Source organism: Gracilibacillus sp. Marseille-QA3620, from assembly GCF_054950035.1.
On record NZ_CM143102.1, the window covers coordinates 2699407 to 2725817 of the forward strand.

At 44.5% G+C, this 26411-nt stretch carries 26 protein-coding genes; 5 read left to right on the forward strand and 21 right to left on the reverse strand.

Translation table 11 applies throughout. The annotated features are described in order from the left end of the window. Nucleotides 1–156: 156 nt before the first annotated feature. From rhaD to ACY8DX_RS13730, 12 genes are all read right to left on the reverse strand, one after another. Nucleotides 157–990, reverse strand: coding sequence for a rhamnulose-1-phosphate aldolase (rhaD, locus tag ACY8DX_RS13675; RefSeq protein ID WP_462405416.1), 834 nt, complete (start codon nt 988–990; stop codon nt 157–159). A gap of 166 nt (nt 991–1156) precedes the next feature. Continuing rightward, entirely contained in the window at nt 1157–1915 is a 759-nt protein-coding gene (locus ACY8DX_RS13680) for a DeoR/GlpR family DNA-binding transcription regulator (RefSeq protein WP_462405417.1), read from the reverse strand. Between the two features lie 111 nt (nt 1916–2026). Then, nucleotides 2027–2992, reverse strand: coding sequence for an AraC family transcriptional regulator (locus ACY8DX_RS13685; protein ID WP_462405418.1), 966 nt, complete (start codon nt 2990–2992; stop codon nt 2027–2029). 152 nt (nt 2993–3144) lie between these two features. Next, the gene (locus tag ACY8DX_RS13690) at nt 3145–4467 is read right to left on the reverse strand and encodes an MFS transporter (RefSeq protein WP_462405419.1); all 1323 of its coding nucleotides are present in this window, start codon (nt 4465–4467) and stop codon (nt 3145–3147) included. A gap of 20 nt (nt 4468–4487) precedes the next feature. Continuing rightward, nucleotides 4488–4802 (reverse strand): L-rhamnose mutarotase, encoded by a 315-nt coding sequence (gene rhaM / locus ACY8DX_RS13695; protein ID WP_462405420.1) that lies wholly within the window; start codon nt 4800–4802, stop codon nt 4488–4490. Between the two features lie 40 nt (nt 4803–4842). Next, nucleotides 4843–6096, reverse strand: a complete 1254-nt coding sequence (gene rhaA / locus ACY8DX_RS13700) for an L-rhamnose isomerase (protein WP_462405421.1) — start codon at nt 6094–6096, stop codon at nt 4843–4845. Nucleotides 6097–6111: 15 nt separating this feature from the next. Further along, entirely contained in the window at nt 6112–7533 is a 1422-nt protein-coding gene (gene rhaB / locus ACY8DX_RS13705) for a rhamnulokinase (RefSeq protein WP_462405422.1), read from the reverse strand. Between the two features lie 288 nt (nt 7534–7821). Continuing rightward, on the reverse strand, nt 7822–9891 hold the full coding sequence (locus ACY8DX_RS13710; protein ID WP_462405423.1) for a bifunctional aldolase/short-chain dehydrogenase: 2070 nt from the start codon (nt 9889–9891) through the stop codon (nt 7822–7824). A 122-nt stretch (nt 9892–10013) separates the two neighbouring features. Next, entirely contained in the window at nt 10014–10718 is a 705-nt protein-coding gene (locus ACY8DX_RS13715) for a LutC/YkgG family protein (protein ID WP_462405424.1), read from the reverse strand. Nucleotide 10719: 1 nt separating this feature from the next. After that, entirely contained in the window at nt 10720–12144 is a 1425-nt protein-coding gene (locus tag ACY8DX_RS13720) for a LutB/LldF family L-lactate oxidation iron-sulfur protein (RefSeq protein ID WP_462405425.1), read from the reverse strand. Between the two features lie 62 nt (nt 12145–12206). After that, nucleotides 12207–12923, reverse strand: a complete 717-nt coding sequence (locus tag ACY8DX_RS13725; protein WP_462405426.1) for a (Fe-S)-binding protein — start codon at nt 12921–12923, stop codon at nt 12207–12209. Nucleotides 12924–13139: 216 nt separating this feature from the next. Next, complete coding sequence (locus ACY8DX_RS13730; RefSeq protein ID WP_462405427.1) at nt 13140–13589, reverse strand: GNAT family N-acetyltransferase; 450 nt, start codon at nt 13587–13589, stop codon at nt 13140–13142. A gap of 98 nt (nt 13590–13687) precedes the next feature. On the opposite strand from ACY8DX_RS13730, the gene ACY8DX_RS13735 reads away from it, so the two are divergent. Continuing rightward, on the forward strand, nt 13688–14095 hold the full coding sequence (locus ACY8DX_RS13735) for a GNAT family N-acetyltransferase (RefSeq protein WP_462405428.1): 408 nt from the start codon (nt 13688–13690) through the stop codon (nt 14093–14095). Nucleotides 14096–14315: 220 nt separating this feature from the next. Here the strand turns inward: ACY8DX_RS13735 and ACY8DX_RS13740 are convergent, their stop codons facing one another. The 7 genes from ACY8DX_RS13740 to ACY8DX_RS13770 all read right to left on the reverse strand — a co-directional run bounded on the left by ACY8DX_RS13740 (nt 14316) and on the right by ACY8DX_RS13770 (nt 19986). Beyond that, entirely contained in the window at nt 14316–14663 is a 348-nt protein-coding gene (locus tag ACY8DX_RS13740) for a hypothetical protein (RefSeq protein ID WP_462405429.1), read from the reverse strand. Then, nucleotides 14660–14974 carry an MFS transporter gene (locus ACY8DX_RS13745; RefSeq protein WP_462405430.1) on the reverse strand — a complete coding sequence of 105 codons (315 nt, stop codon included), beginning with the start codon at nt 14972–14974 and terminating at the stop codon, nt 14660–14662. The genes ACY8DX_RS13740 and ACY8DX_RS13745 overlap by 4 nt, the downstream gene beginning before the upstream one ends. A 440-nt stretch (nt 14975–15414) precedes the next feature. After that, nucleotides 15415–16170, reverse strand: a complete 756-nt coding sequence (locus ACY8DX_RS13750; RefSeq protein ID WP_462405431.1) for an alpha/beta hydrolase — start codon at nt 16168–16170, stop codon at nt 15415–15417. A gap of 11 nt (nt 16171–16181) precedes the next feature. Next, nucleotides 16182–16994, reverse strand: a complete 813-nt coding sequence (locus ACY8DX_RS13755) for an ABC transporter ATP-binding protein (RefSeq protein ID WP_439802934.1) — start codon at nt 16992–16994, stop codon at nt 16182–16184. Nucleotides 16995–17007: 13 nt separating this feature from the next. After that, nucleotides 17008–18027: a FecCD family ABC transporter permease gene (locus tag ACY8DX_RS13760; RefSeq protein WP_462405432.1), complete on the reverse strand. Its 1020-nt coding sequence runs from the start codon at nt 18025–18027 to the stop codon at nt 17008–17010. Continuing rightward, entirely contained in the window at nt 18020–19033 is a 1014-nt protein-coding gene (locus ACY8DX_RS13765; RefSeq protein ID WP_439802936.1) for a FecCD family ABC transporter permease, read from the reverse strand. Before ACY8DX_RS13765 ends, ACY8DX_RS13760 begins: the two co-directional genes overlap by 8 nt. A gap of 5 nt (nt 19034–19038) precedes the next feature. Continuing rightward, nucleotides 19039–19986 (reverse strand): ABC transporter substrate-binding protein, encoded by a 948-nt coding sequence (locus ACY8DX_RS13770; protein WP_462405433.1) that lies wholly within the window; start codon nt 19984–19986, stop codon nt 19039–19041. 213 nt (nt 19987–20199) lie between these two features. On the opposite strand from ACY8DX_RS13770, the gene ACY8DX_RS13775 reads away from it, so the two are divergent. Then, a complete protein-coding gene (locus tag ACY8DX_RS13775; protein WP_049670453.1) occupies nt 20200–20568 on the forward strand; it encodes a hypothetical protein in 369 nt (122 codons plus the stop codon). Between the two features lie 46 nt (nt 20569–20614). Here the strand turns inward: ACY8DX_RS13775 and ACY8DX_RS13780 are convergent, their stop codons facing one another. Then, nucleotides 20615–21070: an SRPBCC family protein gene (locus tag ACY8DX_RS13780; protein ID WP_462405434.1), complete on the reverse strand. Its 456-nt coding sequence runs from the start codon at nt 21068–21070 to the stop codon at nt 20615–20617. 48 nt (nt 21071–21118) lie between these two features. Then, a complete protein-coding gene (locus tag ACY8DX_RS13785) occupies nt 21119–22747 on the reverse strand; it encodes an FAD-binding protein (protein WP_439802937.1) in 1629 nt (542 codons plus the stop codon). Nucleotides 22748–22962: 215 nt separating this feature from the next. Between ACY8DX_RS13785 and ACY8DX_RS13790 the strand changes: the two genes are divergently transcribed. From ACY8DX_RS13790 to ACY8DX_RS13800, 3 genes are all read left to right on the forward strand, one after another. Then, complete coding sequence (locus ACY8DX_RS13790) at nt 22963–23604, forward strand: TetR/AcrR family transcriptional regulator (RefSeq protein WP_049670450.1); 642 nt, start codon at nt 22963–22965, stop codon at nt 23602–23604. A gap of 138 nt (nt 23605–23742) precedes the next feature. Beyond that, nucleotides 23743–24699 (forward strand): oxygen-dependent tRNA uridine(34) hydroxylase TrhO, encoded by a 957-nt coding sequence (gene trhO / locus ACY8DX_RS13795; protein ID WP_049670449.1) that lies wholly within the window; start codon nt 23743–23745, stop codon nt 24697–24699. A gap of 543 nt (nt 24700–25242) precedes the next feature. Continuing rightward, the gene (locus tag ACY8DX_RS13800; RefSeq protein WP_049670448.1) at nt 25243–26307 is read left to right on the forward strand and encodes a YkvI family membrane protein; all 1065 of its coding nucleotides are present in this window, start codon (nt 25243–25245) and stop codon (nt 26305–26307) included. The last annotated feature ends 104 nt before the right edge of the window (nt 26308–26411 follow it).

The window sequence follows — 26411 nt, forward strand, 5'->3', positions numbered from 1 at the left end:
TTAAATAACCGATTTTATAAAAAGTGCTAGCCAGATGTCCAACTTCTGCATATATGTAAATTTTAGCATTTAAAAAGTCGTTAAGAAATAACTTTCGACAAATGATGATAAGCTTTCCCTATAGATATAGGAATAGCTTATCATCAGCATGTCTTATTATAGAGCACCTGTCAGTGGCGTCACCCCAAAGGCCTGCGCCAGCTCCTTCAACTCTTCATCTTTAATCATCTGTTTGACACCGCCATGATGCGAATGAATTAATGTATAAATCTGAGCTGCCTTTTCGGCTGTCTCGATGAGTCCAAATGTTTCATCCATTGAGTTTCCAGCACCGAAAATGCCATGATGTGGCCAAATAACCAAGCGGTGTTTAGCCATCTTTTCAGCTGTCCGCTTTCCGATTTCATCGGTTCCGGGAACCATCCAAGGGAGTACGGCGAGTCCGTCCGGGAAGACGACAATACATTCTGTACACATTTGCCATAATGTTTTCGTAAAAGCCCTTTCTTCTAACTCATGTGTAAAGGTCATGGCCACAATATGCGTCGCATGGTTATGCATAATAACGCGATGATGTTCATCCTGCTTCAAGCGGGCGATATGGCCCATGAAGTGAGACGGAAGTTCACTAGTCGGGTTACCCCCGTCATTAAAGCCCCATAACAGCTCAATTTGATTTCCATCCTGGGTGACGCGAATGATTCCTAATGTCTCTTCTGGATTACTCTTGACGTTTTTGAAGTATTTCCCCGAACCAGTAACAATGAAATAACGGCCAGCTAGCTCAGCGACGGAGAAGGGGAGATCAATAACACGTACAGTCTCATTAAGTTTAAGATAAGGTTTTACCTCTTCTTCTTTTAATAAATAGCTGATATTCCCGCCATTACGTTCATCCCATCCTAAGCGCCACATATTATCGGTCGCCTCCATCATTTCATGTAAAAATGGTGCATTCTCGATTGCTAACTTCTCCATCACATATGCCATTTCAATACGCCTCCGTTTATAAGTTCTTATAGGTTTATCATAAAATCAAAACATAAATAAATCAACATATTCAAAAATAAAAACAACATAATTATCTGTTTATTTCTTTGTTTGTAACAAAATTTTCACAAAAAGAAAAAGCATGGATATACCATGCTTTTTCTTCTTACACCTGTACTACCTTGACACCGAGTTCTTCAAGCCGGCTGCAGATGGACGCATCTAACTTCTTATCTGAAATCACCTGGTCTACTTTCATTATCGGGGCAATCTGCGCAAATGTCCGTATCCCGAATTTGCTTGAGTCCGCCAAGAGAATTCTCTCATCAGCTATGTCAAGCAGCTGTTTCTTTAACAAAGCCTGCCATTCATTTGAATCACTTAAGCCTCTATCCATATCAACACCCTTACAGGACAAGAATGCTTTATTCACATGGTAAGCACCCAATGAACGTTCTGCAAGCGGGCCTACATAAGACAGTGACTTAGAAAGCAATTGACCACCGCTCGAGATAACTTTTATCTGCTCTTTTTTGCTAAGCTCAATCGCTACTTTAATGGAATTCGTCAACACCGTTAAAGGCATATCAGGGAGCTCTTTCGCCATATACCAAGCTGTTGTGCTGGCATCAAGACCAATCTGATCGCCCGGCTCAATCTGCTTTATCGCCTCGATCGCAATCCTCTTCTTCTCCTCAGCATGCATGATTTCTCGTTCTGCATAGGAAACTTCATTGTGTTCCGTTTGAATACTGACGGCTCCGCCATGACTGCGTTTAAGCAGATTATCCTTCTCTAATTTTTCTAAATCGCGCCTGATTGTTTCCTCTGTAACAGAGAAGATTTTAGCTAGCTCTGTTACCCTTATGCTTACGCGTTCATTCACAAGCTCAACCAGTTTACGCTGCCTTTCTGCTACTAGCACGTATCTGCACCATCCTCAATTTCCACAAGTTTATGTTTGTTTATGTTTGCTTATGCCTATATTGTAACATATCTTTCATGATGATTTATATGAACAAAAAAGCAGCAGACATTACTTATTTGCCAGCTGCTCACGAATCTTCTTAGGTGTATAGCCATATTTGCTTTTAAATATGCGGTAAAAATAGCTAACATTATCATAGCCAATAAACTCGGCTATCTCTGCTACTGGCATAGCCGAACCTTCTAATAGATTCTTCGCAATAAACAACCTCTTCTCCTGCAATAATTCCTTAAATGTGTTGCCTGTTGCCTTTTTGATTTGCTTGCTTAGCGAATAATGCGGCTGATTTAAGCTTTCGGCCAACTCATACAAGGTGATTGTCCGGTACTGCTCATCAATACATTTCAAAACCTCTGCGATAAGAGATTGTTGATACGTATCTATCTTACTATTCTTCAACTTATCAGAATGCTTAATGAGTTCAATCATGACAAGGCCCATATAAAGCTTCATAGATGATTCTGATAAATAGCTCTTCTCCGTCATTTCATACATCATCTTCTTGACTAATTCCTGAATGCTTTTCACTTCAGAGACCTGGTAATATAAATACTGGCCCTTCTGCGTATGATTATATAAACTGTCAATAATGAAATTACTCATAAGATTATTATTAGATAAATACGTGAAGATAAATTCAAAAAATTTAGGCTCGATGATGAAGTTAATGACGATGTCCTCTTTCCCGCACGCCTTTATTTCATGGTCGATATGCTGATTTAAGAATAAGAGCTCCCCCTTCTTCAAGAAGATCTCATCTTCACCGACCTTTTGCTTCAATGACCCGCTAAACACATAATTCACTTCAATATAATTATGCCGATGCCTTGGAAAATCAATGAAACGTGTATGCTTTCGTAACACGATCGTATCTCCGTTAGTCAGAAACTTCTCGCTCTCAATAATAAAGTTTGGCTGATTCGTATAAAGGTCCCTCTTAATCTCGACTCCCTGAAGGATAAACTTTTCTTCCTCCGTTAATGGCAGGAATAATTCAAATAATTGATCGTCCATGATTTTATCAACCCCTCGGAGGTAAATAAGAACAAATTGATAATTTTTACTTTAACATCATTCAGCCAAAGGAACCTCCCCATTGCTCACCATATCCTGCATAACGAGAAGAGAAAACCCGATTAAAACCGGGTTTTCTCTATTGCTGCCTATTATTTTGCGTTTGCGACAGATTGTGATTCTCCATCCACATTTCCGTAACGCTCTTTCTCAATTTCCTTTAGCGTCTTGCCTTGTGTGTTAGGAGCAAGCATTATTCCAATAATCATATGAATCGCCAGGAAGATAATCATTACAATACCAGCCACTTTAAATCCAAGCGTTAGCATCAATGTCGGCAAGATAAATGACCAAACAGCAATACCGGTACGAACAATAAAGTACATCGTCCCTTGTGCACTAGCGCGATATCTCGTTGGGAACAATTCACTTGTCCATAATGCATAGAATGCCTGTGCACCAATCCCTGCAGAAAGACCCCATAATACGGTAAAGGTAATGAGCGTCGGCCATGTCATCGGCATAAAGGTTAAGATAATCCAAGCAACAAGTCCCATTACTGCCCCTAAACCGAACAAGAAGCGCCTGCTGATTTTGTCAGCCAATTTCATAAATCCAAAGTATGTTGCCACAACTGTGCAAAGCCATAAGAATGCTTGAAGCAGATTGGCTTCTCCAGAAGTTAAGCCGCCGACATTTTCATAAATGTATGGCATGAAATATCCCATTGCTCCCGCAGTCAAATTCCAAAATAGATAGATGCCCATTAAGAGGAATAAGGCTTTTCGATTTACCGCGAGTGTGAATAGTTCTTTAAATGAATTACGTTGTACCTTGCCTTGTGCAATTTCTTTCTTATCTTGGTCTTTCTGCTCTTCCCAGAGCTTGGATTCATCTAAGCCCCGTCTCAAATACCAAGTAATCCCTGCAATAATGAATAAATGAATAAAGATAATTCTAGAACCTAAAAGGCCTAATGGTGCCAATAATACCGCTAAGAAGAACGTGACCATCGGTCCGATTGACCAGGCTAGCTGAGCGGTTCCAACATGCGCCGCGCGTTTTTCCTTCGGCGACTGTTCCGCAATATATGTCCAAGAAACCGGCACACCTGCTCCTACTGCAATACCTGTGATGACAGTTCCAATCAAAAGCATCGGGAAACTAAATGATAAGGCAATTAATAGAACACCAAGCATATAGAATAATAAGTCATAAGTAAAAATGAATTTCCGGCCAAATTTATCCGTAAGCGGTCCGCCAATCAAGGCACCGATAGCCGCTCCAAAAGCATTCGCACTGAGGGCGCTTAATAAACCGACACCTACGCTATCGATATTCAGATAAGTTTGCCAAAGCGTTAAGCTTGATGCAGCCGCGATGATAGAACCTGCTTCAATATAATTTGCCATCGCGACAGAAATGGTCGCTGTCCAGCCAGTTGTTTTTTTGGCTCCAATCCTCTTTGTTCCCATGATTAATCCCCCTATTCTGTTTAATCCATATGAAATACTTCTGGCAAATCGACTGAAACCGGGCTGGAGTCTGGCTTCGTTTCCATAATATCCTCCATATATCTCCACCACTTTTGATTTACCTCGGCTTCAGGCATCTTAGACCACAGCTCTTCATCGGTAATTTCAAGGTAACCGAATAATCTGCTGGATTTCTTATCTAAGAAGATGGAATAGTTCTTAGCCCCGTGATTATGCAGCTCCTTCACCATCTCCGGCCAAATCTCATTATGGCGCTTTTCGTATTCTTCATGCTTATCTGGATATACATTCATGATAAAAGCCTTCCTAATCATCAAATCCCCCCGAAGTCATTAGCTTGTGTATACTGCATGATTAACGATTCAGCAATACAGCTTTCTCGTAATCTTTCACACTCTTAAGCCAGCTTTCTTTCACAGGAACACCCATCTCCTGGCAATAATAGTCCCATACGGCGCCGAATGGATAGGTTTTGAACTCCTCCATAAGCGCAAGCCGCTCCGTATATTTTCCCTCCTCTTGCAGCTGTTTCAAATAATCATTCGGAGTAAGGAGCGCATATAGCAAAGCCTTAATCATATTGCGCGTTCCAATGGTCCAGGCTGCGACGCGATTAATGCTCGCATCAAAGAAATCAAGGCCAATGATGACACGATTCAGCGCATCATTCCGAACAATCTCCAGCGCAATTTCCCGCAGCTCGTCATCCAGAATGACGACATGATCGCTATCCCAGCGCACCGGACGTGACACATGCAGCGCAAGCTTATCGCTATAGAGCAGCATGGAGGATATTTTGTTCGAGACCGTCTCTGTCGGATGGTAATGCCCCGTATCCAAAAGACAGAGCTTATTATTTTTCAGCGCATATCCCATATAAAATTCATGTGATCCGACCACATACGATTCAGAGCCGATGCCGAACACCTTGCTTTCCACCGCATCGAGGTTATAGGTCTCATCAATATCCTCTTGGAAAATCTCATCTAAGGAATCTTTTAAACGCTTTCTTGGGGTTAAGCGGTCGCTCGGAATATCTTTATAGCCGTCCGGAATCCAAATATTTGTTAGCGCCGGCGTACCGAGCTCCTGCCCAAAATACTCACCTATTTTACGGCTTTCAATGCAATGTCGAATCCAGAAATCACGGATGCCCTTATCTGGATGTGCCAAGGTTAAGCCGTCCTCCGCCTTCGGATGAGAGAATAAAGTCGGATTGAAATCAAGCCCAAGTCCCTGTTCCTTCGCCCAATTGACCCAGTTCTTGAAATGCTCAGGCTTAATCTCATCGCGCTCTACAACTTCGCCGTCAGTTTCGGCATAGATGGCATGCAAATTAACTCGGTGCTTGCCGGGAATGAGTGACAACGCCTTTTCAAGGTCCTGCCTCAATTCTTCTGGGTTAGTCGCTTTTCCAGGATAATTACCAGTTACATCAATTCCACCTGACAACTCGCTTTGGTTTACTTCAAAGCCACCGATATCATCCCCTTGCCAACAATGTATAGAGATGGGGATTGTTTTTAGTTTTTCGATAACTTCATCTGTATTTACACCCCATTTTTCGTAAATCTGTTTGGCCAAATGGTAATTCTCTTCTATGCTCATTTTCGATACCCTCCCTCATAAATTAACAATTTTCGTGTTTGATAAATACGTTTTCAACTCAAATGATTGCTTAATAATAGAACGGGCTTCTTGAATATCAGATATTTCTCCTAGAGCGATTAATTGCGAGACCAGATTGCCGATGGCTGTAGCTTCGACAGGTCCTGCATAAACCTCTTTACCAGTTGCATCCGCAATCAGTTGGTTGAGCATTTCATTTTGGGAACCTCCGCCGATCACATTAATTTGTTTGAAATTCTTTTCAAAAATCTCTTCAATTTCATTTACAACTGTTTTATAGCAATCAGCCAAACTATCATATACACACTTAGCAACTTCTCCAGGAGTGTCAGGAACCTTCTGATTAGTCTCTTGACAGAATCTTTTGATTTCTAAAACCATATTATCTGGCTTTAAGAAGCGATCATCATTCACATTAACCTTTGAGTTGAAAGTATTTGCTTTGTTGGCAAGCTCCACAAAATCCGCGAAAGAGTACTTATCATCATAATTGCGCTTCACCTCTTGAATCATCCAAAGACCCATGATATTTTTCAAGAAGCGAAAGCGGTAATCGACGCCCCCTTCATTGGTAAAGTTATAATTCAATGCCTTCTGGATTGAGATTGGGAAGCGGTTTTCCACACCCATCAGCGACCAAGTACCCGAGCTAATATAAATGGTCTCTTCTTGCTCAGGAACAGAAATCACGGCAGAGCCTGTATCATGCGTAGCAGGCAGAATGACCTTCAATGAATATCCAAGCTCAGCAGCAAGCTCGCTCTTCAAGTTCCCAAGAACCGTTTTCGGAAGCAAAATCTCCTGAAACATCTCCTTGTTTAAGCCTGTTAAATCCAGAATCTTATCATCCCATTGCTTCGAGAAACCATTGACCAATTGAGTGGTCGTCGCATTTGTGTACTCATTTGCCTTTATTCCTGTCAAAAGATAATTGAAGTAATCGGGGATCATCAAGAAGGTTTTCGCCTTTTCAAGCACCTCAGGATTCTGCTGTTTCAGCGCATACAGCTGATAAATCGTATTGAATTTTTGGAATTGGATTCCCGTCTCCAAGTACAATTCCTCTTTTTGCAGCAGCTTAAAAATTTCATCCATCATCCCATTTGTCCGCGGATCGCGATAGGAAACCGCATCCGTTATGCGCTCGTCGTTCTCATCAAGAAGAACATAATCCACTGCCCATGTATCGATGCCGATGCTTTCCGGCTGAAACCCTTCCTCTCCGCATTTGCGTAGCCCTTCTATAATCTCTTGGAATAGCCTATCAACATCCCAACAAAACGAACCGGACCTCTCTATGATTTTATTTTCGAATCGATGGATTTCTTTTAACCTCAATAAACCGCTTTCAAGATAACCCAAAATCAATCTTCCGCTCGAAGCGCCAATATCGATAGCCGCACAGTATTTTGTCATTTTCCATCACCTCGCATTGAAAGCGTTTTCCATATAATCATCATACTAGATATCAAAAAGAATCCAATGTCTCCATTCGGCTAATTTTATGTCTTTATTTGCCTTTTTGCTAACTAGCTGTTATTAACTGGTTCAAAGATAGTAAGACATGATATACGGGCATTTATAATACTTTTTGTAATAAATCAATCAAAAAGGATGACGTTCCACTTGAAGGACACATGTCCTATTTTGCCTTCAAAAATAAGAGATGGCCTAGGAATAAGCCATCTCTTAAATCTAGCAAGCTTAGCGCGTAAATGCAGCCGGCACTCCACCATCAACTGTTAGCATGCAGCCGGTTGTCCGGTCAGATTTAGAGGAAGCAAAGAAAGCAATGGCATCTGCGATGTTGCTTGGATAGATATTCACCTTCAATGTCGTTCTCTGGCGGTAATGCTCTTCAAGCTGATCAGGTTCAATTCCATATGCCTCTGCACGCTCCTGACGCCATCTTGAATCCCAAATTGCTGATCCTTGCAGGACAGCATCCGGAAGCACCGAATTTACGCGAATGCCAAACTCGCCGCCTTCTGCTGCAATGCATCTCGCCAAATGAGTTTCCATCGCTTTGACGGAGCTGTAGGCTGCAGCATTCTTACCAGCATAGACTGAATTCTTCGAGCCTACAAACACCATATTTCCGCCGTTCCCCTGCTGCTTCATTTGCCTGAAGGCTTCACGAGCAACTAGGAAATAGCCAGTTCCAAGCACATTCATATTCAAATTCCACTCTTTAAGTGTTGTTTCATCAAATGGGCTTCCAGTCGCAAGGCCAGCATTATTAACGACAATATCCACGCCACCGAAGCTTAAGGCTGTTTGTTCAAAGGCAGCCTGGACCTGCTCTTCACTTGTTACATCCATCTTGACCGCAATCGCGCGTCCGGATCCATACGTTTCATTGATTTCAGCAGCGACCTTTTCCGCTCCTTCAAGGTTTAAATCAGCGATAACGACATTCCCGCCTTCCGCTGCAAAACGGCGGCAGGTTTCACTGCCAATTCCGCCGGCTCCGCCAGTGACAAAGGCTACCTTTCTCGAGAACTCGGCTTCTTTTGGCGCAAGGCTTAATTTATAGAGCTCAAGCGGCCAGTATTCAATATTGTAAGATTCGTTTTCATTCAAAGACACGAATTTCCCGAGTGCTGTCGCGCCTTTCATGACAGCGATGGCACGATGATAAAGCGCTCCGCTCACATTTGCATTCGCTGTATCCTTGCCTGTGTTTACCATCCCAAGACCGGGAATCAAGATCACGCGCGGTGCAGGCTCAAACATGCTGTCCCCATCATTTTTGTTTCGTTCAAAGTACGCTTTATATTCCTGTTTAAATCCTTCGATACCAGACTTAACCGCCTCAATGAGAGCATCAGCATCTCTTGTTTCCGGATCCCATTGAACATAGAGAGGAACCCGTTTTGTATGAACAAGATGATCCGGGCAGGCTGCCCCAACTTGAGAAAGAACAGGCGCATGAACACTATTTACAAACTCCAAGATGTCCTCGCTACGGTCATAGGCAAGAATCATTTTCTTCTCATCGCTGACAGCACCTCGGATTATTGGCAGCACTTTGGCAAAGAGCGTCATTGCTTCCTCATCCTCGATGGATGCATATTTTGAACCGCCGAACACAGCATCCTTATCTATTTGACTCGTAATATATTGTTCTGCTTCATTAATAATCGAAATCGTTTTATTATAACTTTCCTCCGCGGTCTCTCCCCAAACAACCAGGCCATGCTTTTCCATTAACACAAGCTCAGCCTTGGGATTGTTACGGACGCCCTCTGCAATCATCTTTGAAAGAGTAAAGCCCGGACGTACATACGGCACCCATACATAACGGTCTCCGAAAATTTCCTCCGCAATCTGTCTTCCATTATCAGCACAGCAGATGCTGATAATCGAATCCGGATGAGTATGATCAACATGCTTAAATGGAAGGAAAGCATGCAGTAATGTCTCGATAGACGCACGGGGATGCTTGCTGTCGATCATGCAATGAGAAAGATAGGCAACCATCTCCTCATCTGACATCTCCTCACGTTCGATTAACGGATGGATATCCTCTAAATTTAAGCCGGTGAAGTTATGCGCTTTCATTGTCGCCAGGTCAGAGCCGCTCCCTTTCACCCACATAACCTCAATGTCACGGCCGCGAAAATCCTTTTCGATTGTTTTCATAGATGTATTGCCGCCGCCCCAATTGCAGACTGCACGATCTGAACCAATCAGATTGGAACGGTATACCAATTCCCCTAACCCCTTCTCAATCTGTGAAGCCTTGTCTTTATCCCATAAATTCTTGACCAATTCCAAAACCTCCGTTTGCATTCGTATGTTTTTTATTTGTTTACTTCTTTTATAGTATATATTATTTATATTTATTTTTGAATATTTTTGTTTTATTTTTGTTTTTTGTTTTAAATGTCTGATTATATATCATTTACTACAATATACGCTGCCTTTACTGGCCCATGCACCCCGACGACCAAATTCAGCTCTATATCAGCAGAATTACTCGGCCCTGTGATGAAATTGATGCAGGAAGGCACTCTCCCTGTCTGATTATGTAACTCCCTCATTCGTTGCGCTGCCTGCGTCATCCGCGGAACAATGGAGCTCTTCGGTACGATGGCGATATAAGAAGCCGGCAAAAAACTGACAGTCCGGCCTTTATTCTCATCACTGAAATGGACAACAGTTCCGGACTCCGCCAAGGTTATTTCGCTGATTGTGATACCAATATTAGCTTCCTCCGCTTTAGCAACATTCTCTCGTCCCACGGCCGGATTCCATTGGCTGACATGAAGCTCATCATTGAACAGCGAATCTAGCCCCCACTGAGAGAAGCGCTGATCCTTCCACGCTACAATCGGGCCTCCCCCAAAGGTTTCAACAACCTCCTTCAGCTTCGCAGACAAACCATCCAGTTCAGTAAGAAATAAACTTGTGTGAATGCGAAGACATTGGTCCTTTAATACCTCAACAAGCCCGTCAAGCGACACATCCTTCAGTACCTCATCCTGTGGCCGGAACGCCCATTCAGGCCGCTTAACGGGTTGTTTGATTCGCTCTCTCCCAAGCCTTGAGGCAATGTTTTGCAAAAATTTATCCTTATTATGAACAGTGCCGCTCATCTCACTTCTCCTCCTTCTCACGGTTCTTGAACCAATCCCTGAACCGCTCCTTTCCTGGTGCAGGAAAATCCCGAATCTCCGTCCAGGCTTTGAGCGGTCCAGGTCCATTCGTGATCCTGTCGCCGTCCTTAAATGAATTCAAGGCAGCGGGTGCAAACTTGGTTCCCATTTTATACAGCATAGGTGAGGCAGCCCCGATGCCGAACGCTTTCATAAGAAGCTTCTCTGAAATCGGCGCCTTCCCTTCCTCCTCGACAATAACCTGCCTATGTTTGTGGAGAAGTTCATGAAGCGGAATCTTGACTGGACACACTTCTGTACATGCACCACAAAGCGTGGAGGCATATGGAAGCTCCTTATAATCTTTATAGCCGCCCAATAGCGGCGACAGCACCGCTCCAATTGGACCTGAATAGATGGAACCGTACGAATGTCCGCCCACATGACGGTAAACCGGGCAGGCGTTTACGCACGCAGCACAACGGATACACTGAAGGACAGACTGAAACTCGCCCCCTAGTATTTGAGAACGCCCATTATCGAGAATGACAAGATGGAATTCTTCCGGTCCGTCTGTATCAAGCTTTTCTCTAGGACCGGTTAATACGGTAATATAGCTTGTTAACTTTTGTCCTACCGCACTCCTTGTGAGCAGGCTGACAAGCACCTCCATTTCCTCAAAGGTAGGGACAATCCGCTCCATGCCCATCACTGTTATCTGCGTTTTCGGCAGCGCTGTCACCAAATCAGCATTTCCTTCATTAGTAACCAGACTAATGGAACCTGTTTCCGCCACTGCAAAATTACAGCCGGTGATACCGATATCAGCGGTCATATATTCATTCCTGAGCATTTCACGTGCATGCCATGCCAGCTCTTCCGGCTTGGAGGTCTGTTGATAACCCAGCTTTTCCGCAAAAACCTCCTTAATTTGTTCTTTGTTTTTGTGTAGAGCCGGTACGACAATATGGGACGGCGGGTCATGATCGTCTACTTGAAGAATGTACTCACCGAGGTCGGTTTCAATCACCTCACAGCCCTCTTCCTCCAATACAGCATTCAGGCTGATTTCCTCAGTAACCATAGATTTTGATTTAACAATTTTCTTTGCTTCTTTCTTTTTAACAACAGAGCGGATGTACTCATTTGCCTCTTCCTTCGTTTCAGCAAAGAAGACATGACCACCGAGACTAGCGACCTTGGAACTAAGTTGTTCTAAGTAATAATCCAAATGCTCAAGCACATGCTGGCGGATTTCTTCACCATGAGAACGCCAATCCTCCCAGTTTGGCAGCTCCTCAGTTGCCATTCTCCGCTTGATTCCCATACCGTCCTGGGCCCCTGAGACAGCTCCGCGCATGAACACATCATGAAGGCCTTTATCCACACGGTCCTTAAATTGTTCATTGCTGATTTTCATTGCCATTTATTATCTCCCCCTGTACGATTAATGCCCTTATCGGTATATCGATCATGTATAAAAGGTCCTTACTGACTGTTAAGAACCTCAGCAATATGAAGGACCTTGATTGGCTTCCCTTTCCGATTGATGCGTCCCCCGATATTCATTAAGCAGCCTGCATCTGCCCCAATCAAATACTCAACTTCGGTTTCCTCAATATGGCACACCTTCTCATCGACCATTTGCTCAGAAATTTTGCCCATCTTTACGGAGAAAGTCCCGCCAAACCCGCAGCATTGCTCCTTACCAGGAAGCTCCGTGTAAGTTAACCCTTTGACATGGCTTAATAAGGTCATCGGAGCCCTTCTGACACCCAATAATCTCGTCATATGACAGGATGTATGATAGGTAACCGTTCCATCGAAATGCGCCCCGACATCTTCAACCTTCAGTACATCAACTATAAATTGCGTTAATTCAAATGTCTTTTCGGCCAGAAGCTTTGCCTTCTCTTCCCAGACGGAATCTCCCGCGAAAATATGCTGATATTCATGAAGCATATAAGCACATGAACCAGAAGGGCAGACCACATATTCAGATGCCTCAAAGGAAGCAATCATCCTCTTCATCGCTTCCTTTGATTCTTTCACATAACCGCTATTATAGGCCGGCTGCCCGCAGCAAACCTGCGACTCTGGAAAATCAACCTCACAACCCAGCCTTTCTAACAATTCTACTGTCGCTTTTCCAACATTGCTTTGGAATAGGTCAGCCAAACAAGTTACAAACAAACTCACTTTCATATCTCATTCATCCCCTTTATTTCTGACCACATAATCATTGTTACTTTTGTTTATTTTTGTTTACTTTTATTATATGACCGTTTAACCTTAAAAACAAATATATTACAAGAATACCATTGTTTGGTCATGATGACTATATGTATAAGAGATTCGAATAGACGGAAAACAAAAAAGACCATTCAATCTAGAATGGCCTCCTCAGCTATATGTTCTCTCCTATTCTACCTGTTCAATCCCTAACTCTTTATACATCAGCACATGTGGAATCCCGTCCTCCATAAACACCTCTGAGGCTGTCTCATACCCGAGCTTATGATAAAAACCTTCCGCCTGCGTTTGCCCGTGCAGCTTTACTTTACCTAGTCTTTTTTCTCTCGCCCTTTCTTCTAATGCATGAATAATGACCTTCCCCAATCCAAATTTGCGGTAGGGCTCCAAAAGGCAGATCCTCTCCAATTTGCCGTATCCATCATGAGGTCTTATTCTTCCTGTGCCGACCGGCTGACGCTCGTGATAGACTAAGATATGGTCACAATTCCCGTCGAGATGATCCATTTCATCGAATTCATCCTCCAGCGGGACACCCTGCTCTTCTACAAACACGGATTTTCGAATATGAAAGGCGTGCTGTAAATCCTCTTCTACTGTAATTCTTTTATAATTCACGTATATTCCACCTCTCTGGAAGCAGCTTGCTTAATGAGTATGTCATTAGTATAAGGACGTTTTATTGCAAATACAACAAAACAGAGGTGAAAAAGAGATTGATAACTGAAATAACTGCCCCACATCCAAGTCCAGCCCTGTTCAGATTATTATCCTATGCTGCATCACAGCGGAGTGTTGAAGTGTATAAAGAGTACCTCGAGTCGGCTGACCGACAGCTATTTAGCTGTATACTAAACAATCAATTAGTCGGCTGCATCGGAATAGAACGAAATGGACAACGGTGCACCATCAAACATATTGCCGTTGTTCCAGAGTCAAGGGGCAAGGGAGTTGGCAGCAGGATGATTAAGTTTCTACTTATAAATAATGCTATAGAACAAATCACCGCTGAGACTGACAAGGAAGCCGTCGCCTTTTATCGCAAGTTCGGCTTCAGCGTCTCCTCATTAGGTGAAAAATATCCTGGGGTTGAGCGATTCCATTGCTGCTATTCTCTCAAATAGCCTTGCGGATAAGCTTCACAGAATACAACTGGCCCAGCACCCCTAGAGCAAGTACAACACTTATTGCTGCCATTATGACAGCTACCACCTAAAGATTGAAGATCTCGGCGAATAAGCCGAGAAAAAGGTTAATAGGATTTAGATGCTGCCAAAAACAATCGTGGCCGCACTGTCAAAGCGGCCCATCAAATGTGATGGGCCGCTTTTCTGATAATAGGTTTCATATCAGGTATTGCAAAAGGACATGACAAGCCCCAGCAGGATAAAGCCTGCCACACCCATCCATAGGATATTGGTCGCATAAAGAATCGTATAGAAAACCATCGTGAACAAAAAAACTGAATCCAATATAAGCTTTTACAGACAATTTTGCTGTCATAGAAGCAGTTGCAATTCCGCCGACACCCGCTCCGCCTCCAGTTAAAGCGACAATAATTCCATATAAGCTGTCTGAGGCACCAAGATTTTGCTTAATGAATGTGACCTCCTGAGAATCAAGAGCAAATGCCATCATTAAGGTCATTTGGAAGCCCGCATAGAACAGGGCAAAGGAACGGTTCCCGATCAAAAACCGCCCCACCCCCATAAAGTCATTTCGTATGGTTGCAAACGAAACAAGGCTCCCTTCCCACTCTCATCATCTCCCACCTTTGGCAATCGAGAAATGATGAGGGCACAAATAAAGAAGCTGAGACTGTTCAGCCAAATGGCCATATCGGTGTTATAAAAGAAAATAATAAGTCCAGCCAAGGCAGGACCGAGTAAAAAGAAACCGGCATTAAATGTCCCGAGAATGGCATTAAAACGCTGCCTTTCCTCAACAGGTATGTATTTCGTAATATAGTAAGTACTGCTCGGTCCGAAGAAGCTTCCGGCCACACCATCAATTTTTGCTTGTCCATCTGATCAATGAAAGAACCGGCAATAAAGCTCGTCAATATTTTTGCCGTCGGTCCAACAATGTAAAGTGAAACTTCTATCAGAAGGGTTTTCTTCATCCCTGCTGATTGTTAGTTAAACCAATCGGGCTTTTACGGACAGTTAATCTCCCACCTATGCTTCTCGATTTTCTTAAGTGCTTTTACGTGGGAGTCTTACTGCCCGTTACCGCTTCGGGAGATTGGGTTAAATTCAGGACATATACATTCAAGGCGACAAGATACACCCAATTTCCCAAATAAGACACACCAAGCCCGCTGAGCAGCCAGTGATACTTTCTCCAGATCACCGAACTCCCCTCTCTCTTTAAATACGATTCACCCAACTAATGAAAATCCCCTTCCGCCAGATGAAGAAAGACTCTCCAAAAAGGAGAGTCTCTACTCATCTTCTCTATTAACAAATCTCAGCGCCCGGCTCATGACTGTCGGCACAACCGATAGATGATTCTCCCCGGACGCTTCCATAAATTCCACCTGAATCTTGCTAGAATCATATAGTCTGGCAAATAACTCAGCCGCATCCTGAATTAAATAATCCTTCTCTTCTGACCCGACTGCCATGAAAAGACGGTGATGATTATCCGCAGAGCAAATCAAGTAATCATGCTCAAGCCCCCTCATCAAGGAGCGGTTCCACCAAAGCGAAGGACTGATTGCGATATAGTGCTGATAGGCATCAGGCTTTGTGTAAAGGGCATAAAGTGTCAGCAGTCCTCCAAGTGAATGCCCGAATAGTGTTTGGCTTAATCGGTTTACCGGATAATGAGCTTCCACAAACGGCTTTACGACCTCTTCCATCGTTCGAAGAAATTGATCTGCTCCCCCTGACGCTGGCCATGGCTGTCCATTCGGTCTCTTCGGTGCATGTAAAGTGTCCTGGGGCGGCGTATAATCCCAAAAACGCCTTGGATGAAACGGGGCATCTCCTGGATAACCAACCGCACAGACAATTGCCGGAATGACCCCTGTTTTTTCCTGCCTTCTTGCTTGAAGATGAATTAAATCAGAAACGGTATGAAAGAAAGCATTCCCATCAAGCACGTATAGCACCGGAAAGCCGGCAGAAGGCGGAGCGATGTCTGGGCTGTAGATAAATAGCTCATAATCCTCCAGTTGATACTGTTGTTGTGTCATGTCCTTGCCTCCTAGTTCGATAAGACAGCCTCACGCGTTGTTACGGAGTCATATCCAAGACAGATTGGAACACCATCATAAGGGTCCTTAATAATACGAGCCTCAATGTCAAATACGGCACGAAGCACTTCAGGCGTCATGATTTCCTCCGGCTTGCCGATTGCCTTGATTTGGCCGTCCTTCATCGCCACAAGCTGATCAGAAAACCGGGCAGCATGATTGATGTCATGCAGGACCATGACAACCGTGCATGCTTGATTTTGGTTTAAATCCCGCACGATTTTCAACACATCGAGCTGGTGTGCCATATCTAAATAAGTGGTCGGCTCATCTAAGAGAAGCAGATCAGTCTCTTGCGCGAGAGCCATGGCCAGCCATACCTTCTGCCTTTGGCCACCGGATAATTGGTCCATCTCCCGCTCGCGGAATTCGAGCGTTTTTGTGACCTCCATTGCCCATTCCATCACATCAAAGTCTGCCGCACTTAAGCTGTGTCCCCTTCTTTGATGCGGGTATCTTCCATAAGAGATGAGCTCCTCCACCTTAAGCTGGGAAGGAGCGACAGGGTTCTGCGACAGGAGGGCAAGCTTCTTTGCAATTTCCTTCGTCGACATCTGACTCAAGCTCTTGCCAAGCAAGGATACTTTTCCCGACTTCGGCTTCAAGATTCTCCCCATCGTCTTTAGCAAGGTTGATTTCCCGCAGCCATTCGGGCCAATGATTGTCGTCACACTTCCCTCTTGAATCGCCATGCTCAATTCACGGAAAACCGTGCGTTCCTCATAACGGGCTTCTAATTGTTCGACGGATAAAATCGTTGCCATATGCGCTTCCCTCCTATTGCTTTCTTTTCACGAGTAAATATAGAAAATATGGTACGCCAATGATTGAGACGACAATTCCCACCGGTATTTCAAGCGGTGAAAACGCCGTTTTGGCGATAAAGTCGGATAGCAGCACCAACAGCATCCCAACTGCCCCACTCACTGGGATTATGGCCCGATGCCTTGTTCCAACAAGGCTTCTGGCGATATGCGGGGCCATGAGGCCGATGAACGAAATGCTGCCTGATACGGATACACAGCTGCTGATGACCCCAATGCTTGCCAGGAGCAGAATCGATTTCTCCCGCTCCACCCTGACGCCGATGCTCGTTACGGTCGCTTCCTCAAGCTGAAACAAGTCAAGCAAATGGGCCTTATGGTAAATGATCGGCAGCAGGATCAAAAGCCATGGCAGCATGGATAAAATATATATCCAGTTCGCATTATAAATGCTTCCAGAGATCCACACCGTCGCCATTTCAAAATCAGCTGATTTCATCTTCAAGGACACATACAAGGACAGCGCCCCAAAGCCGGAGCCAATCGCTATCCCAGTCAGTAAAAGGCGTTCCGTATCAAGCCGCCCCCCTTTAAAGGAGAAGAAATAGATCAATAAGGCGGCTAGCAATCCGCCGGCAAGGCCGAATAACGGCTGCAGCATAATGCCGGCTGTGCCCAGATTGCTGAGCTGTCCTTGAAAGAAGAACATAAAGATGACAATGGCAGCACCAGCTCCGGCATTGATTCCGAGGATGCCGGAATCAGCGAGCCCATTGCGCGTGATGCCTTGAATGACGGTTCCTGCCACTCCAAGCCCCATGCCGACAAGAGCAGCAATAACAATCCGCGGAAGTCTGAAATCAAAGATAATCAAGTCAAATTTCGGGTTACCCTCGATGCGGAGCAATGTCCGGACGACCTCGCCGACCGTCATATCAAAGGCACCGTTTGTCAAACTGATGTAAATCGTTACGGCGATTAACAGAACAAACACAGACAGGATGCCGAGAAGATGCGTTTTCTTCTTACGCATGCTTTCCGCCTCCCTTCGTCCGGATTAAATAGAGGAAGAACGGAACACCAATAATGGCGGTGACCACACCAATCGGCGTTTCAAATGGATAATTGATAAAGCGGCTTGCCAAATCACAGCAGGCCAGGAATATGGCCCCGATAACGCCTGCACAAGGAATGACCCAGCGATAATCAACCCCAATCAAAAAGCGCGTGATATGCGGAATAATCAGTCCAACGAAGGCAATCTTCCCAACAAGTGCGACGGCCGTACCCGTCATCGCAATGACAGACACCATGGCCAAGGCCTTCACGACTGTTGTGCGCAGGCCTAAGCTAACGGCCGTCTCATCCCCAAGCGAGAGAATCGTCAAAGACCCGGAAAGCAGCAAGGCCAGAATGAACCCAACAAGACCTAGCGGCAAGGCTAAAAGCAGCATATCCAAATCAGCCTGATGGAGCTTGGCATTATACCAGAAGCTAATATCCTGCGAGATTTGGAAATAGGTCGCCATCGCAGCTGATAGGCTGCTTAGGAAGGTTCCAATCACCGTACCAATGATTGCAAGCCGGACCGGGGATAAGCCTCCACGGAGCAAGGAACCAAACCCGAAGACAATCAACGCCCCAAAGGCAGACCCCGCCATCGACAGGAGAATCATCGTCAGATTGGAGGCTCCAGGGATAAGAATCATCGCGATGGTGATGAAGAAAGCTGAGCCATCGGTGACACCCATAATAGAAGGGGAAGCAAGATAATTCCGGGTCATCCCCTGCATGACAGCCCCCGAAATAGCCAGGAATGCTCCAACCAACAAGGCCGCCAATACTCTTGGCAGCCTTGAGGTCACAATGATCGCATGGTCCACATTCTTCGGGTCATAATGGAAGATGGCATCCATGACGATAGAAATATTGATATCCTTTGCCCCATACAGGATTGATAAGATGACCACCGCTGCCATGATAAAGGGAGCGGCAATCAATATCATCATTGGAGGGGCAGTCTTCCATGGCTTATCCATACGCATTATTTAGTCAAATTTTGCTGAACCGCATCAAGGAATTGTGTCTTGCTCCAAGCTGTTCCGCCTTGGGCTAACGGTTCGACGCTATTGATGAATACGTGATCTGCTTTGACGGCATTAAGTCCGTTCCAAATCGCATTCTTTTGAAGCTCATCGAGTGCTTCCGGTTTATCTGCATTTTCACTTTCCTCAAATTGAAGGAAGATATAGTCCGGATTCATTTCCGCCAATTTCTCAAGTGAGATGGCTTCCTGTGCTTTTGCAGCAGCCACTTCTTCCGGAACCTCTAGACCTAAGTCAGTGTATAATACCGGGTTTAAATATAAGTCCTGTCCATAAATCATCAAATTGCCGGCACGCAGGCGGATGATGACCACGTCTTTATCCTTCATGGATTCAGATACAGATTTCTTCACTTCCGCAGCATCAGTCTTGTACTCTTCCAGAATCTTTTCAGCTTCCTCTTCCTTGCCAGTCAGCTCAGCAACAGCTGTTAAGTTTGCTTCCCAGTCTGTCGATACGTGGGAAATCGGCATCATCGGGGCAATTTTCTCAAGCTGTGATTTCACATCCTCCTGGAACTTGGATGTACCAAGAATAATATCCGGGTCTAATCCTAGAATCGTCTCATAGTTCGGCTGCATCTTGTCCCCTATGAGCTCAGCGCCCTTTAGGTCCTCAGCTAAATAAGAAGGCAGCTCTCCCCCGACAGCAAGTGCACCGGCCGGCTTCACATCCAAAAGGGCCAAGTCTTCCATTGATTCAAGACTTGCAGCCACGATGGTCGGATCCGCCGGAACTTTATACTCCTTATCCATGTAAGTAACCGTCTTTTCCTTTGCCTCAGTATCTGCCTGTTTTGCCTTACTGTTTGCTGTCTCGTCCTCACCGCATGCAGCCAAGCTCAACGCTAACGCAGCAACGAAACCTGCTTTCCATAGCTTCTTCATCTGTCCTAACTCCTTTTGCTAATATGTATTGATAGTGATAATCATTATCAATTATATACTTTATCACTCTTTCAAATCTTTTCAAACAGAAATAATCACTCTATTCAAAAAATGGTTAAATAGACTCATTACGATTCTGCTCCAAAAACGTGAATAGGATAGGAAAACAGACCGACCTTGTCGAATATCATGTAGAATAAAGGAGTGATGGAGATGAAAAAGTGGATTGCAGCTGCAGGATTATTGATGGTTATCCTATTGATTCCGTACATCATGTTTAAGGATTATCTGCGTTTCGACCATACAAACGCCGCTGGAGGATTGGTGGCACCTGAAGGAAAGTATCATATCTTATTAATCGGTGCAGAGGCTGATGGAGATTTTGAAGATATACTCGGTTATCCGCTGATTGATGCGATTGAGCACGCTGAGAACTTCTCCGAAACAGCGGACAGACTGCCTGGTCTTGACCTAAAAAAAGAACCTGCCTATGTTTTATTTGATTCCAAGGAACCCCTCTTTATCTCCTATGATCAGGCCGAATTTATCCACTATATTCAAAAAGAGGTTCTAACCAAATAAGAAAAAGACCGGAAGCATTGTTTGCCCCCGGCCCATATCATTATTCTTATAAGGAAACGCCATTAACTTCCCTGATTTTATCCGCTACCGCAACGGTTAGCTCTTCAGCCGTTTTCGGCACGAAATTCTTCAGGATCGTATTGACCATCGGCCCCATCGCACCGCCTGCTGTAATATCAAGACTGCCCGTCATTTGTGTGTTATTTTCATCAATAGCTTCTGCTTGGAAATAGCCGCCGCCCTTGAAATTATCAGATAGACCCTTCAAATTAAACGTTACTGTCGTTGGCTCTTTCCATTCAGTAATATCGATTTTCAATTTAACGGTTTTCTTCATGAATCCAAGGTCTCCCTTGAATGCCCAAGTGGATTCACGGTCATTGATGATTTCATGCTCGATATATCCTGGAACAAGCGGCGCCCACTTATCCATATCGCTCACGAATGTCCATATTTCTTCGATTCCTACTGGTAATTGTACTGTATGTGTACCTGCTGGCATATACTACACGTCCCCTTTGTTTTTATAATAAATGATTTGGTTTCCTTTTTACTCTGCCTTGCCGATAGCAAGTCCGGCAAGATAGCCGAATGTGATAGCTGGGCCAATTGTCCCGCCGGCACTGACATATGCTTGTCCAAAGATACCCATTGCGGCATTTCCGGCTGCATACAATCCTTTAATGGTCTTTCCTCTATGGTTGAGTACTTGGCCATTTTCATTGATGCGCGGTCCGCCGTTTGTGCCTAATGAACCATAGTAGACAGGCACTGCGTAGAATGGGCCTTTTTCAATCTTGCCTAAATTCCGTTCTGCTGTTCCTCCGCCAATTTCAAGCCCTTCAAAGAAGGTTGTACCGCGGTGGAAATCCGTATCCTCGCCTGCTTCAACCTGAGCGTTCCAACGGTTCACCGTTTCCTCAAGAGCATCTGGGTCAATATTGATTTTCTCCGCCAATTCACGAATGCTTTCGGCCTGCGGCACCCAATCAGGAGCCTCTTCGCCCGGCATCATCGTAATAATCATTGTGCGGTCCTTTAACTGCTGGTCAAAGACCATCCAGTTGTTCTTCTCATTCGGCCATTCCACATTGACTGGGTCATAGTGATGGAAAGCTTTTGGAAGATCATTATAAGTAGTCCCTTCATGGACGAAGCGTTTACCCTTGCTATTGACGAAAATACTGTTCGGGCCGAAACGTCCGCTGCCGCCCAATTGGTTCATGACACGGTCCTCATATTCGAATGTTGGGTCCTGCATGGCTGGATACCACCAGGCTTCACTCATATTCCCAAGTGATGCGCCTGCCTCCATTGCCATAATCAGCCCGTCACCCTCGTTACCCCAAGGAGTAAGCGGGTGCGTGATTTCCCCTTTTAAGAACGTCTTGATTAATTCTTTGTTCCATTCGAATCCGCCGGAGCCCATGATAACGCCTTTAGATGTACCGATGTAGATTTTCTTATCCCCTTGCTCTGCGACAAGTCCGATTACGTCTCCCTCATCATTTAAGACAAGCTCTTTCCCCGGCGTTTCAAGAATAATCTCGATATCTCGGTCCAGGCAGCCCTTCACCATGGAGGCAATAAGGGAACGTCCCATTGTGACGATATTGTTCTCCATCCGCTCGGCAATCTTCATGAAGTCAATGCCGCCCTTTGCTCCGCCTTCTTCAAGAGTCAATGGAGGGAATGCCGGGTTATTTCGAATTAAAGCACCGTATTCCCCGATTTCATTCATGTCATATGGAAGCGGATCGAGTGAACGACCAGTCTTCGTTCCATCGAAATACCCAAAATACTCAGGGTAGCCTTTCGGTACAGCGAACCGGACCGGTGTATTTTCATGCAAGTAATCAATTGCTTTGTAAGCGTTATCAACATATGTTTCAAGAAGGTCTGGATTTGGTTCTTTTCCTCCAGTGATTCTGCGAATATATTTCAAGGCATCCTCTCGTGTATCCTCGATTCCCGCTTCCTTCATGTAGCGGTTCATCGGAATCCAAGGCACTCCGCCTGAAAAGGCTGTCGTTCCGCCGATTTGATGTGTTTTCTCTAATACTAGTACTTTTAACCCTTGATCATGTGCCGTGATAGCAGCGGTTAAAGCTGCACCGCCTGTTCCCATGACTACAACGTCAACTTCGCGATCCCATTTCTCTGGTTTTCTCGCTGGCATAACCGTTCTCCCCCTTGTTAGGTAAAAGATAAATAGATTTTTTGATAAAAATGATAGTGTCACTATCACTTTATAAACATCCTATCAGAAGATTCATACACTTGTAAATTAATTCGCTTACATTTGTTTATTTTCGAAAAACTCGAGTTTATGATAAGGTTGAAACGATGGAATAAAGATGCCATCTTTCTATTTATTTATGAGGTGATCGAGGAATGCCCAGCCATTTAAGCAATAGAGAACGAGCTAAGAAGAAACGAAGAGAAACCATATTGAAAGCGGCAGAAAACTTATTCCTCCACCAAGGAATCGACAATACAACGATGGATGAGATTGCGAAGGAAGCTGAGATCGGAATTGCCACCCTTTTCCGGTACTTTCCGAAGAAGGAGCTCATTATCCAGGAGGTGGCGACGGCAAAGCTCCGCATCCTATTGGGTGCCCTAAAGGAGATTGAGGAATGTACCTCCACCTGCATGGAGATGATGACGGCTGTCATGGATTTCTTTATCGACCAAATGGCCGAGCAAGATGGCGCGATGCCGAAGCTGCTCGATAATTTCGTCAACTATAAAGCCGTCGCAATCGATTCATTTGATGACCTGAATATGTACAATGAAATGCGGGATGAAATATCCATCGTGTTTACTCGAATGATTGAAACCCGCAAGAATGACGGTACGATCAAGCAAGAGTTGCGTGCTGCCCAAATCATATCGACGATTCTGAGTAATTTCTCTGTATTCACCTTTAAGCTTTCTCTGAAAGGAAATGAGGATTTGCCGGCGCCTGAAATAACGTCTGAGGAGCAATTAGTCATCATGAAACGCATCTTCCTTGATTATTTAAAGCCTTGACTCATTACCAATAAGTTGCCGAATTAGTACAATTTACTAATCCCTGCTATAATATTCTTTTGTAAGAGAACAGTATCTGAAAAATCACCTTTTTAATACGTATATCTTGCAAATATAAATTTAGGGTGGTAAGAACACATGAGTAAGTACAGAGTATTGCTGTATTATTACTACACTCCCATTGAGGAGCCGGTAGAATTTGCAGCGGAGCATTTGGCCTTTTGTAAGGAGATTGGCCTAAAGGGCCGAATCCTCGTCGCCAATGAAGGCATAAACGGTACCGTGTCCGGGGATTACGAGCAGACACAGGCCTATATGGAGAAGATGCAAAACGACCCGCGCTTCAAGGATATCGTCTTTAAGATCGATGAAGCAGACGGACACGCATTTAAGAAAATGCACGTGCGCCCGCGTCCGGAGCTTGTCAATTTAAGCTTAGAGGATGACATCAATCCGAATGAATTGACTGGACGATATTTAAGCCCGAAGGAATTCTTTGAAGGCTTGCAGGATGAGAACACAATTGTCCTGGATGCACGGAATGATTATGAATATGAGCTTGGCCATTTCCGCGGCTCCATCAAACCGGATATCCGCAATTTCCGTGAGCTTCCGCAATGGGTGCGTGATAACAAAGACATGTTTGAAGGCAAGAAAATCTTGACCTACTGCACAGGCGGAATCCGCTGTGAGAAATTCTCCGGCTGGCTCGTGCGTGAAGGCTTCGAGGATGTCGGCCAGCTTCATGGAGGCATCGCCACTTATGGGAAGGACCCAGAGGTAAAAGGCCAGCTATGGGACGGACAAATGTATGTCTTCGACGAACGGATTGCCGTGCCAATCAACCAAGTCGAACATGTCGTCGTAGGTCGTGACTTCTTCACAGGAGAACCTTGCGAACGCTACGTGAATTGCGCCAACCCTGAGTGCAATGACCAAATCCTCTGCAGTGAAGAGAATGAGCATAAATATATGCGCAGCTGCAGCCACGAATGCCGCACACATCCACGCAACCGCTATATTGTCGAGCATGGATTAACGGATGAGGAAGTAAAGGAACGCCTAGCTAAGCTTGAAACATCATCTGTCAGCTGAACAGCATGATCCTAAAGAAGCAGGAATGTTGGAAACAACGTTTCTGCTTCTTTCTTTTTATCTATTGACTCCTCGTGATTCCCACAAAATCAAAACAGCGTAATTAAGGGTATTTTTGCAGAGAAATACCTTGAAAAGTTCGATTTCCTTAAAAAATACTTTAGCTTGTCTATTTCTGTTATTCCAGCATGGAACAGCCTTCTTTTTAGAATGAGGATTCCCCCGTTTTCTTGGTTTAAGGGGCGATTTCCACTCGTTTAAGGGCGAAAGAGTTCAGTTTATGGGCGTAACTCCTATGGTAAGGGCGATAGATAAGCCTTATGGATGAAATCTCCTCTTCTCCCCTGTTAGATTTCCTTTATGTCTGCATCAATCATGCTTCCTTTCATACCATATTTCACGAAAACATACATTCCACTCCTTTTGGGTCAAAAAGGATTATTTTCTATTATTTAGGGGTATTTGCAAAAAGGGAGGATTTCTCGCATGGGTATTTGGTCGTGGAATCTCTCAAATATTCAACAACAATTGATAGGAGGCTACATGAAGAACAGTATTAAAATTGCCAGTGCCTTCATCGGGATTATTATCGGTGCAGGCTTCGCATCTGGGCAAGAAATTCTGCAGTATTTCACAAGCTTTGGCATGATGGGAACAATCGGTGCTGCCCTTTCCATCGTATTATTCGGGTATTTAGGAATGGTCTTAACGAAGATTGGCAGCAGGCTTGAGACTGATTCCCATAAGGAAGTTATTTATCAGATCAGCGGACGATTTTTAGGATTTGTGATTGATGCCATCCTCGTCTTTATCCTTTTCGGTATTGGGGTTGTGATGATTTCCGGATCAGGCTCTATTTTTGCGCAGCAATTTGGGCTGCCATCCTATGTCGGGATCATTCTTATGACCGTTCTCGTATTGATTTCCATCCTCTCCAACGTGGATCGAGTCGTGAAAATCATCGCCTCCATTACCCCTTTTCTCATCTTAGGGGTCGTGTTCCTGTTTGTTTACAGTGTGGCTACGAAGGATTATTCCTTCATGGAGCTGGACGCTATTGCGAGGGAGCAGCCTTCTGCTACTGGTCATTGGTTCACTTCCGTCATCAATTATGTTTCACTCGCCATCACGATGGGCGCCTCCATGACACTCGTGATGGGAGGAGATGAATCTAAGGAGCGGATTGCTTCATTTGGAGGGATGCTCGGCGGTGTCGGTGTCGGTATCTTGATTGTGATTCACCACTTGGCCATTCTCTCCAAGGTGGATGTGGTCGGTGATTATGATATGCCGTCACTTGGATTGGCCAATCTTATATCGCCTATTTTCGGTATCATCTACTCCATCATTTTGTTCGGGATGATTTTCAATTCAGCCGTCAGTATGTTCTTCTCTTTTGGAACCCGCTTCTTTACACCGAAAACAAAGAAGTTTAATTGGTTTGTCATCGGCGCCTTGATAATTGCCTTTGGTGCCAGCTTCTTCGGCTTCAAACAATTGGTCTCCTTCTTCTACCCGTTATTCGGCTATATGGGACTGCTTTTAATAACCGTCCTGATTATCGCATTCATCAAGATGAAACCATTAAAAGAAGTGGAAAAGAAATAAGAACCGCGGGACATGGAAAACCATGTCCCTCCCCCTTCCTAATTTCGCTTAACCCTTTTTGCTTTCAATTTCCATAAAATTACTTTACCCTATAGATAAGCCTT

Excerpts from the sequence above, each read along its gene's own strand:
- rhaD (WP_462405416.1), bottom strand. The coding sequence starts at position 990 with ATGGCATATGTGATGGAGAAGTTAGCAATCGAGAATGCACCATTTTTA.
- ACY8DX_RS13685 (WP_462405418.1), bottom strand. The coding sequence starts at position 2,992 with ATGGACGATCAATTATTTGAATTATTCCTGCCATTAACGGAGGAAGAA.
- ACY8DX_RS13690 (WP_462405419.1), bottom strand. The coding sequence starts at position 4,467 with ATGGGAACAAAGAGGATTGGAGCCAAAAAAACAACTGGCTGGACAGCG.
- rhaM (WP_462405420.1), bottom strand. The coding sequence starts at position 4,802 with ATGATTAGGAAGGCTTTTATCATGAATGTATATCCAGATAAGCATGAA.
- rhaA (WP_462405421.1), bottom strand. The coding sequence starts at position 6,096 with ATGAGCATAGAAGAGAATTACCATTTGGCCAAACAGATTTACGAAAAA.
- rhaB (WP_462405422.1), bottom strand. The coding sequence starts at position 7,533 with ATGACAAAATACTGTGCGGCTATCGATATTGGCGCTTCGAGCGGAAGA.
- ACY8DX_RS13715 (WP_462405424.1), bottom strand. The coding sequence starts at position 10,718 with ATGAGCGGCACTGTTCATAATAAGGATAAATTTTTGCAAAACATTGCC.
- ACY8DX_RS13720 (WP_462405425.1), bottom strand. The coding sequence starts at position 12,144 with ATGGCAATGAAAATCAGCAATGAACAATTTAAGGACCGTGTGGATAAA.
- ACY8DX_RS13725 (WP_462405426.1), bottom strand. The coding sequence starts at position 12,923 with ATGAAAGTGAGTTTGTTTGTAACTTGTTTGGCTGACCTATTCCAAAGC.
- ACY8DX_RS13750 (WP_462405431.1), bottom strand. The coding sequence starts at position 16,170 with ATGACACAACAACAGTATCAACTGGAGGATTATGAGCTATTTATCTAC.
- ACY8DX_RS13755 (WP_439802934.1), bottom strand. The coding sequence starts at position 16,994 with ATGGCAACGATTTTATCCGTCGAACAATTAGAAGCCCGTTATGAGGAA.
- ACY8DX_RS13760 (WP_462405432.1), bottom strand. The coding sequence starts at position 18,027 with ATGCGTAAGAAGAAAACGCATCTTCTCGGCATCCTGTCTGTGTTTGTT.
- ACY8DX_RS13765 (WP_439802936.1), bottom strand. The coding sequence starts at position 19,033 with ATGGATAAGCCATGGAAGACTGCCCCTCCAATGATGATATTGATTGCC.
- ACY8DX_RS13770 (WP_462405433.1), bottom strand. The coding sequence starts at position 19,986 with ATGAAGAAGCTATGGAAAGCAGGTTTCGTTGCTGCGTTAGCGTTGAGC.
- ACY8DX_RS13775 (WP_049670453.1), top strand. The coding sequence starts at position 20,200 with ATGAAAAAGTGGATTGCAGCTGCAGGATTATTGATGGTTATCCTATTG.
- ACY8DX_RS13780 (WP_462405434.1), bottom strand. The coding sequence starts at position 21,070 with ATGCCAGCAGGTACACATACAGTACAATTACCAGTAGGAATCGAAGAA.
- ACY8DX_RS13785 (WP_439802937.1), bottom strand. The coding sequence starts at position 22,747 with ATGCCAGCGAGAAAACCAGAGAAATGGGATCGCGAAGTTGACGTTGTA.
- ACY8DX_RS13790 (WP_049670450.1), top strand. The coding sequence starts at position 22,963 with ATGCCCAGCCATTTAAGCAATAGAGAACGAGCTAAGAAGAAACGAAGA.
- trhO (WP_049670449.1), top strand. The coding sequence starts at position 23,743 with ATGAGTAAGTACAGAGTATTGCTGTATTATTACTACACTCCCATTGAG.
- ACY8DX_RS13800 (WP_049670448.1), top strand. The coding sequence starts at position 25,243 with ATGAAGAACAGTATTAAAATTGCCAGTGCCTTCATCGGGATTATTATC.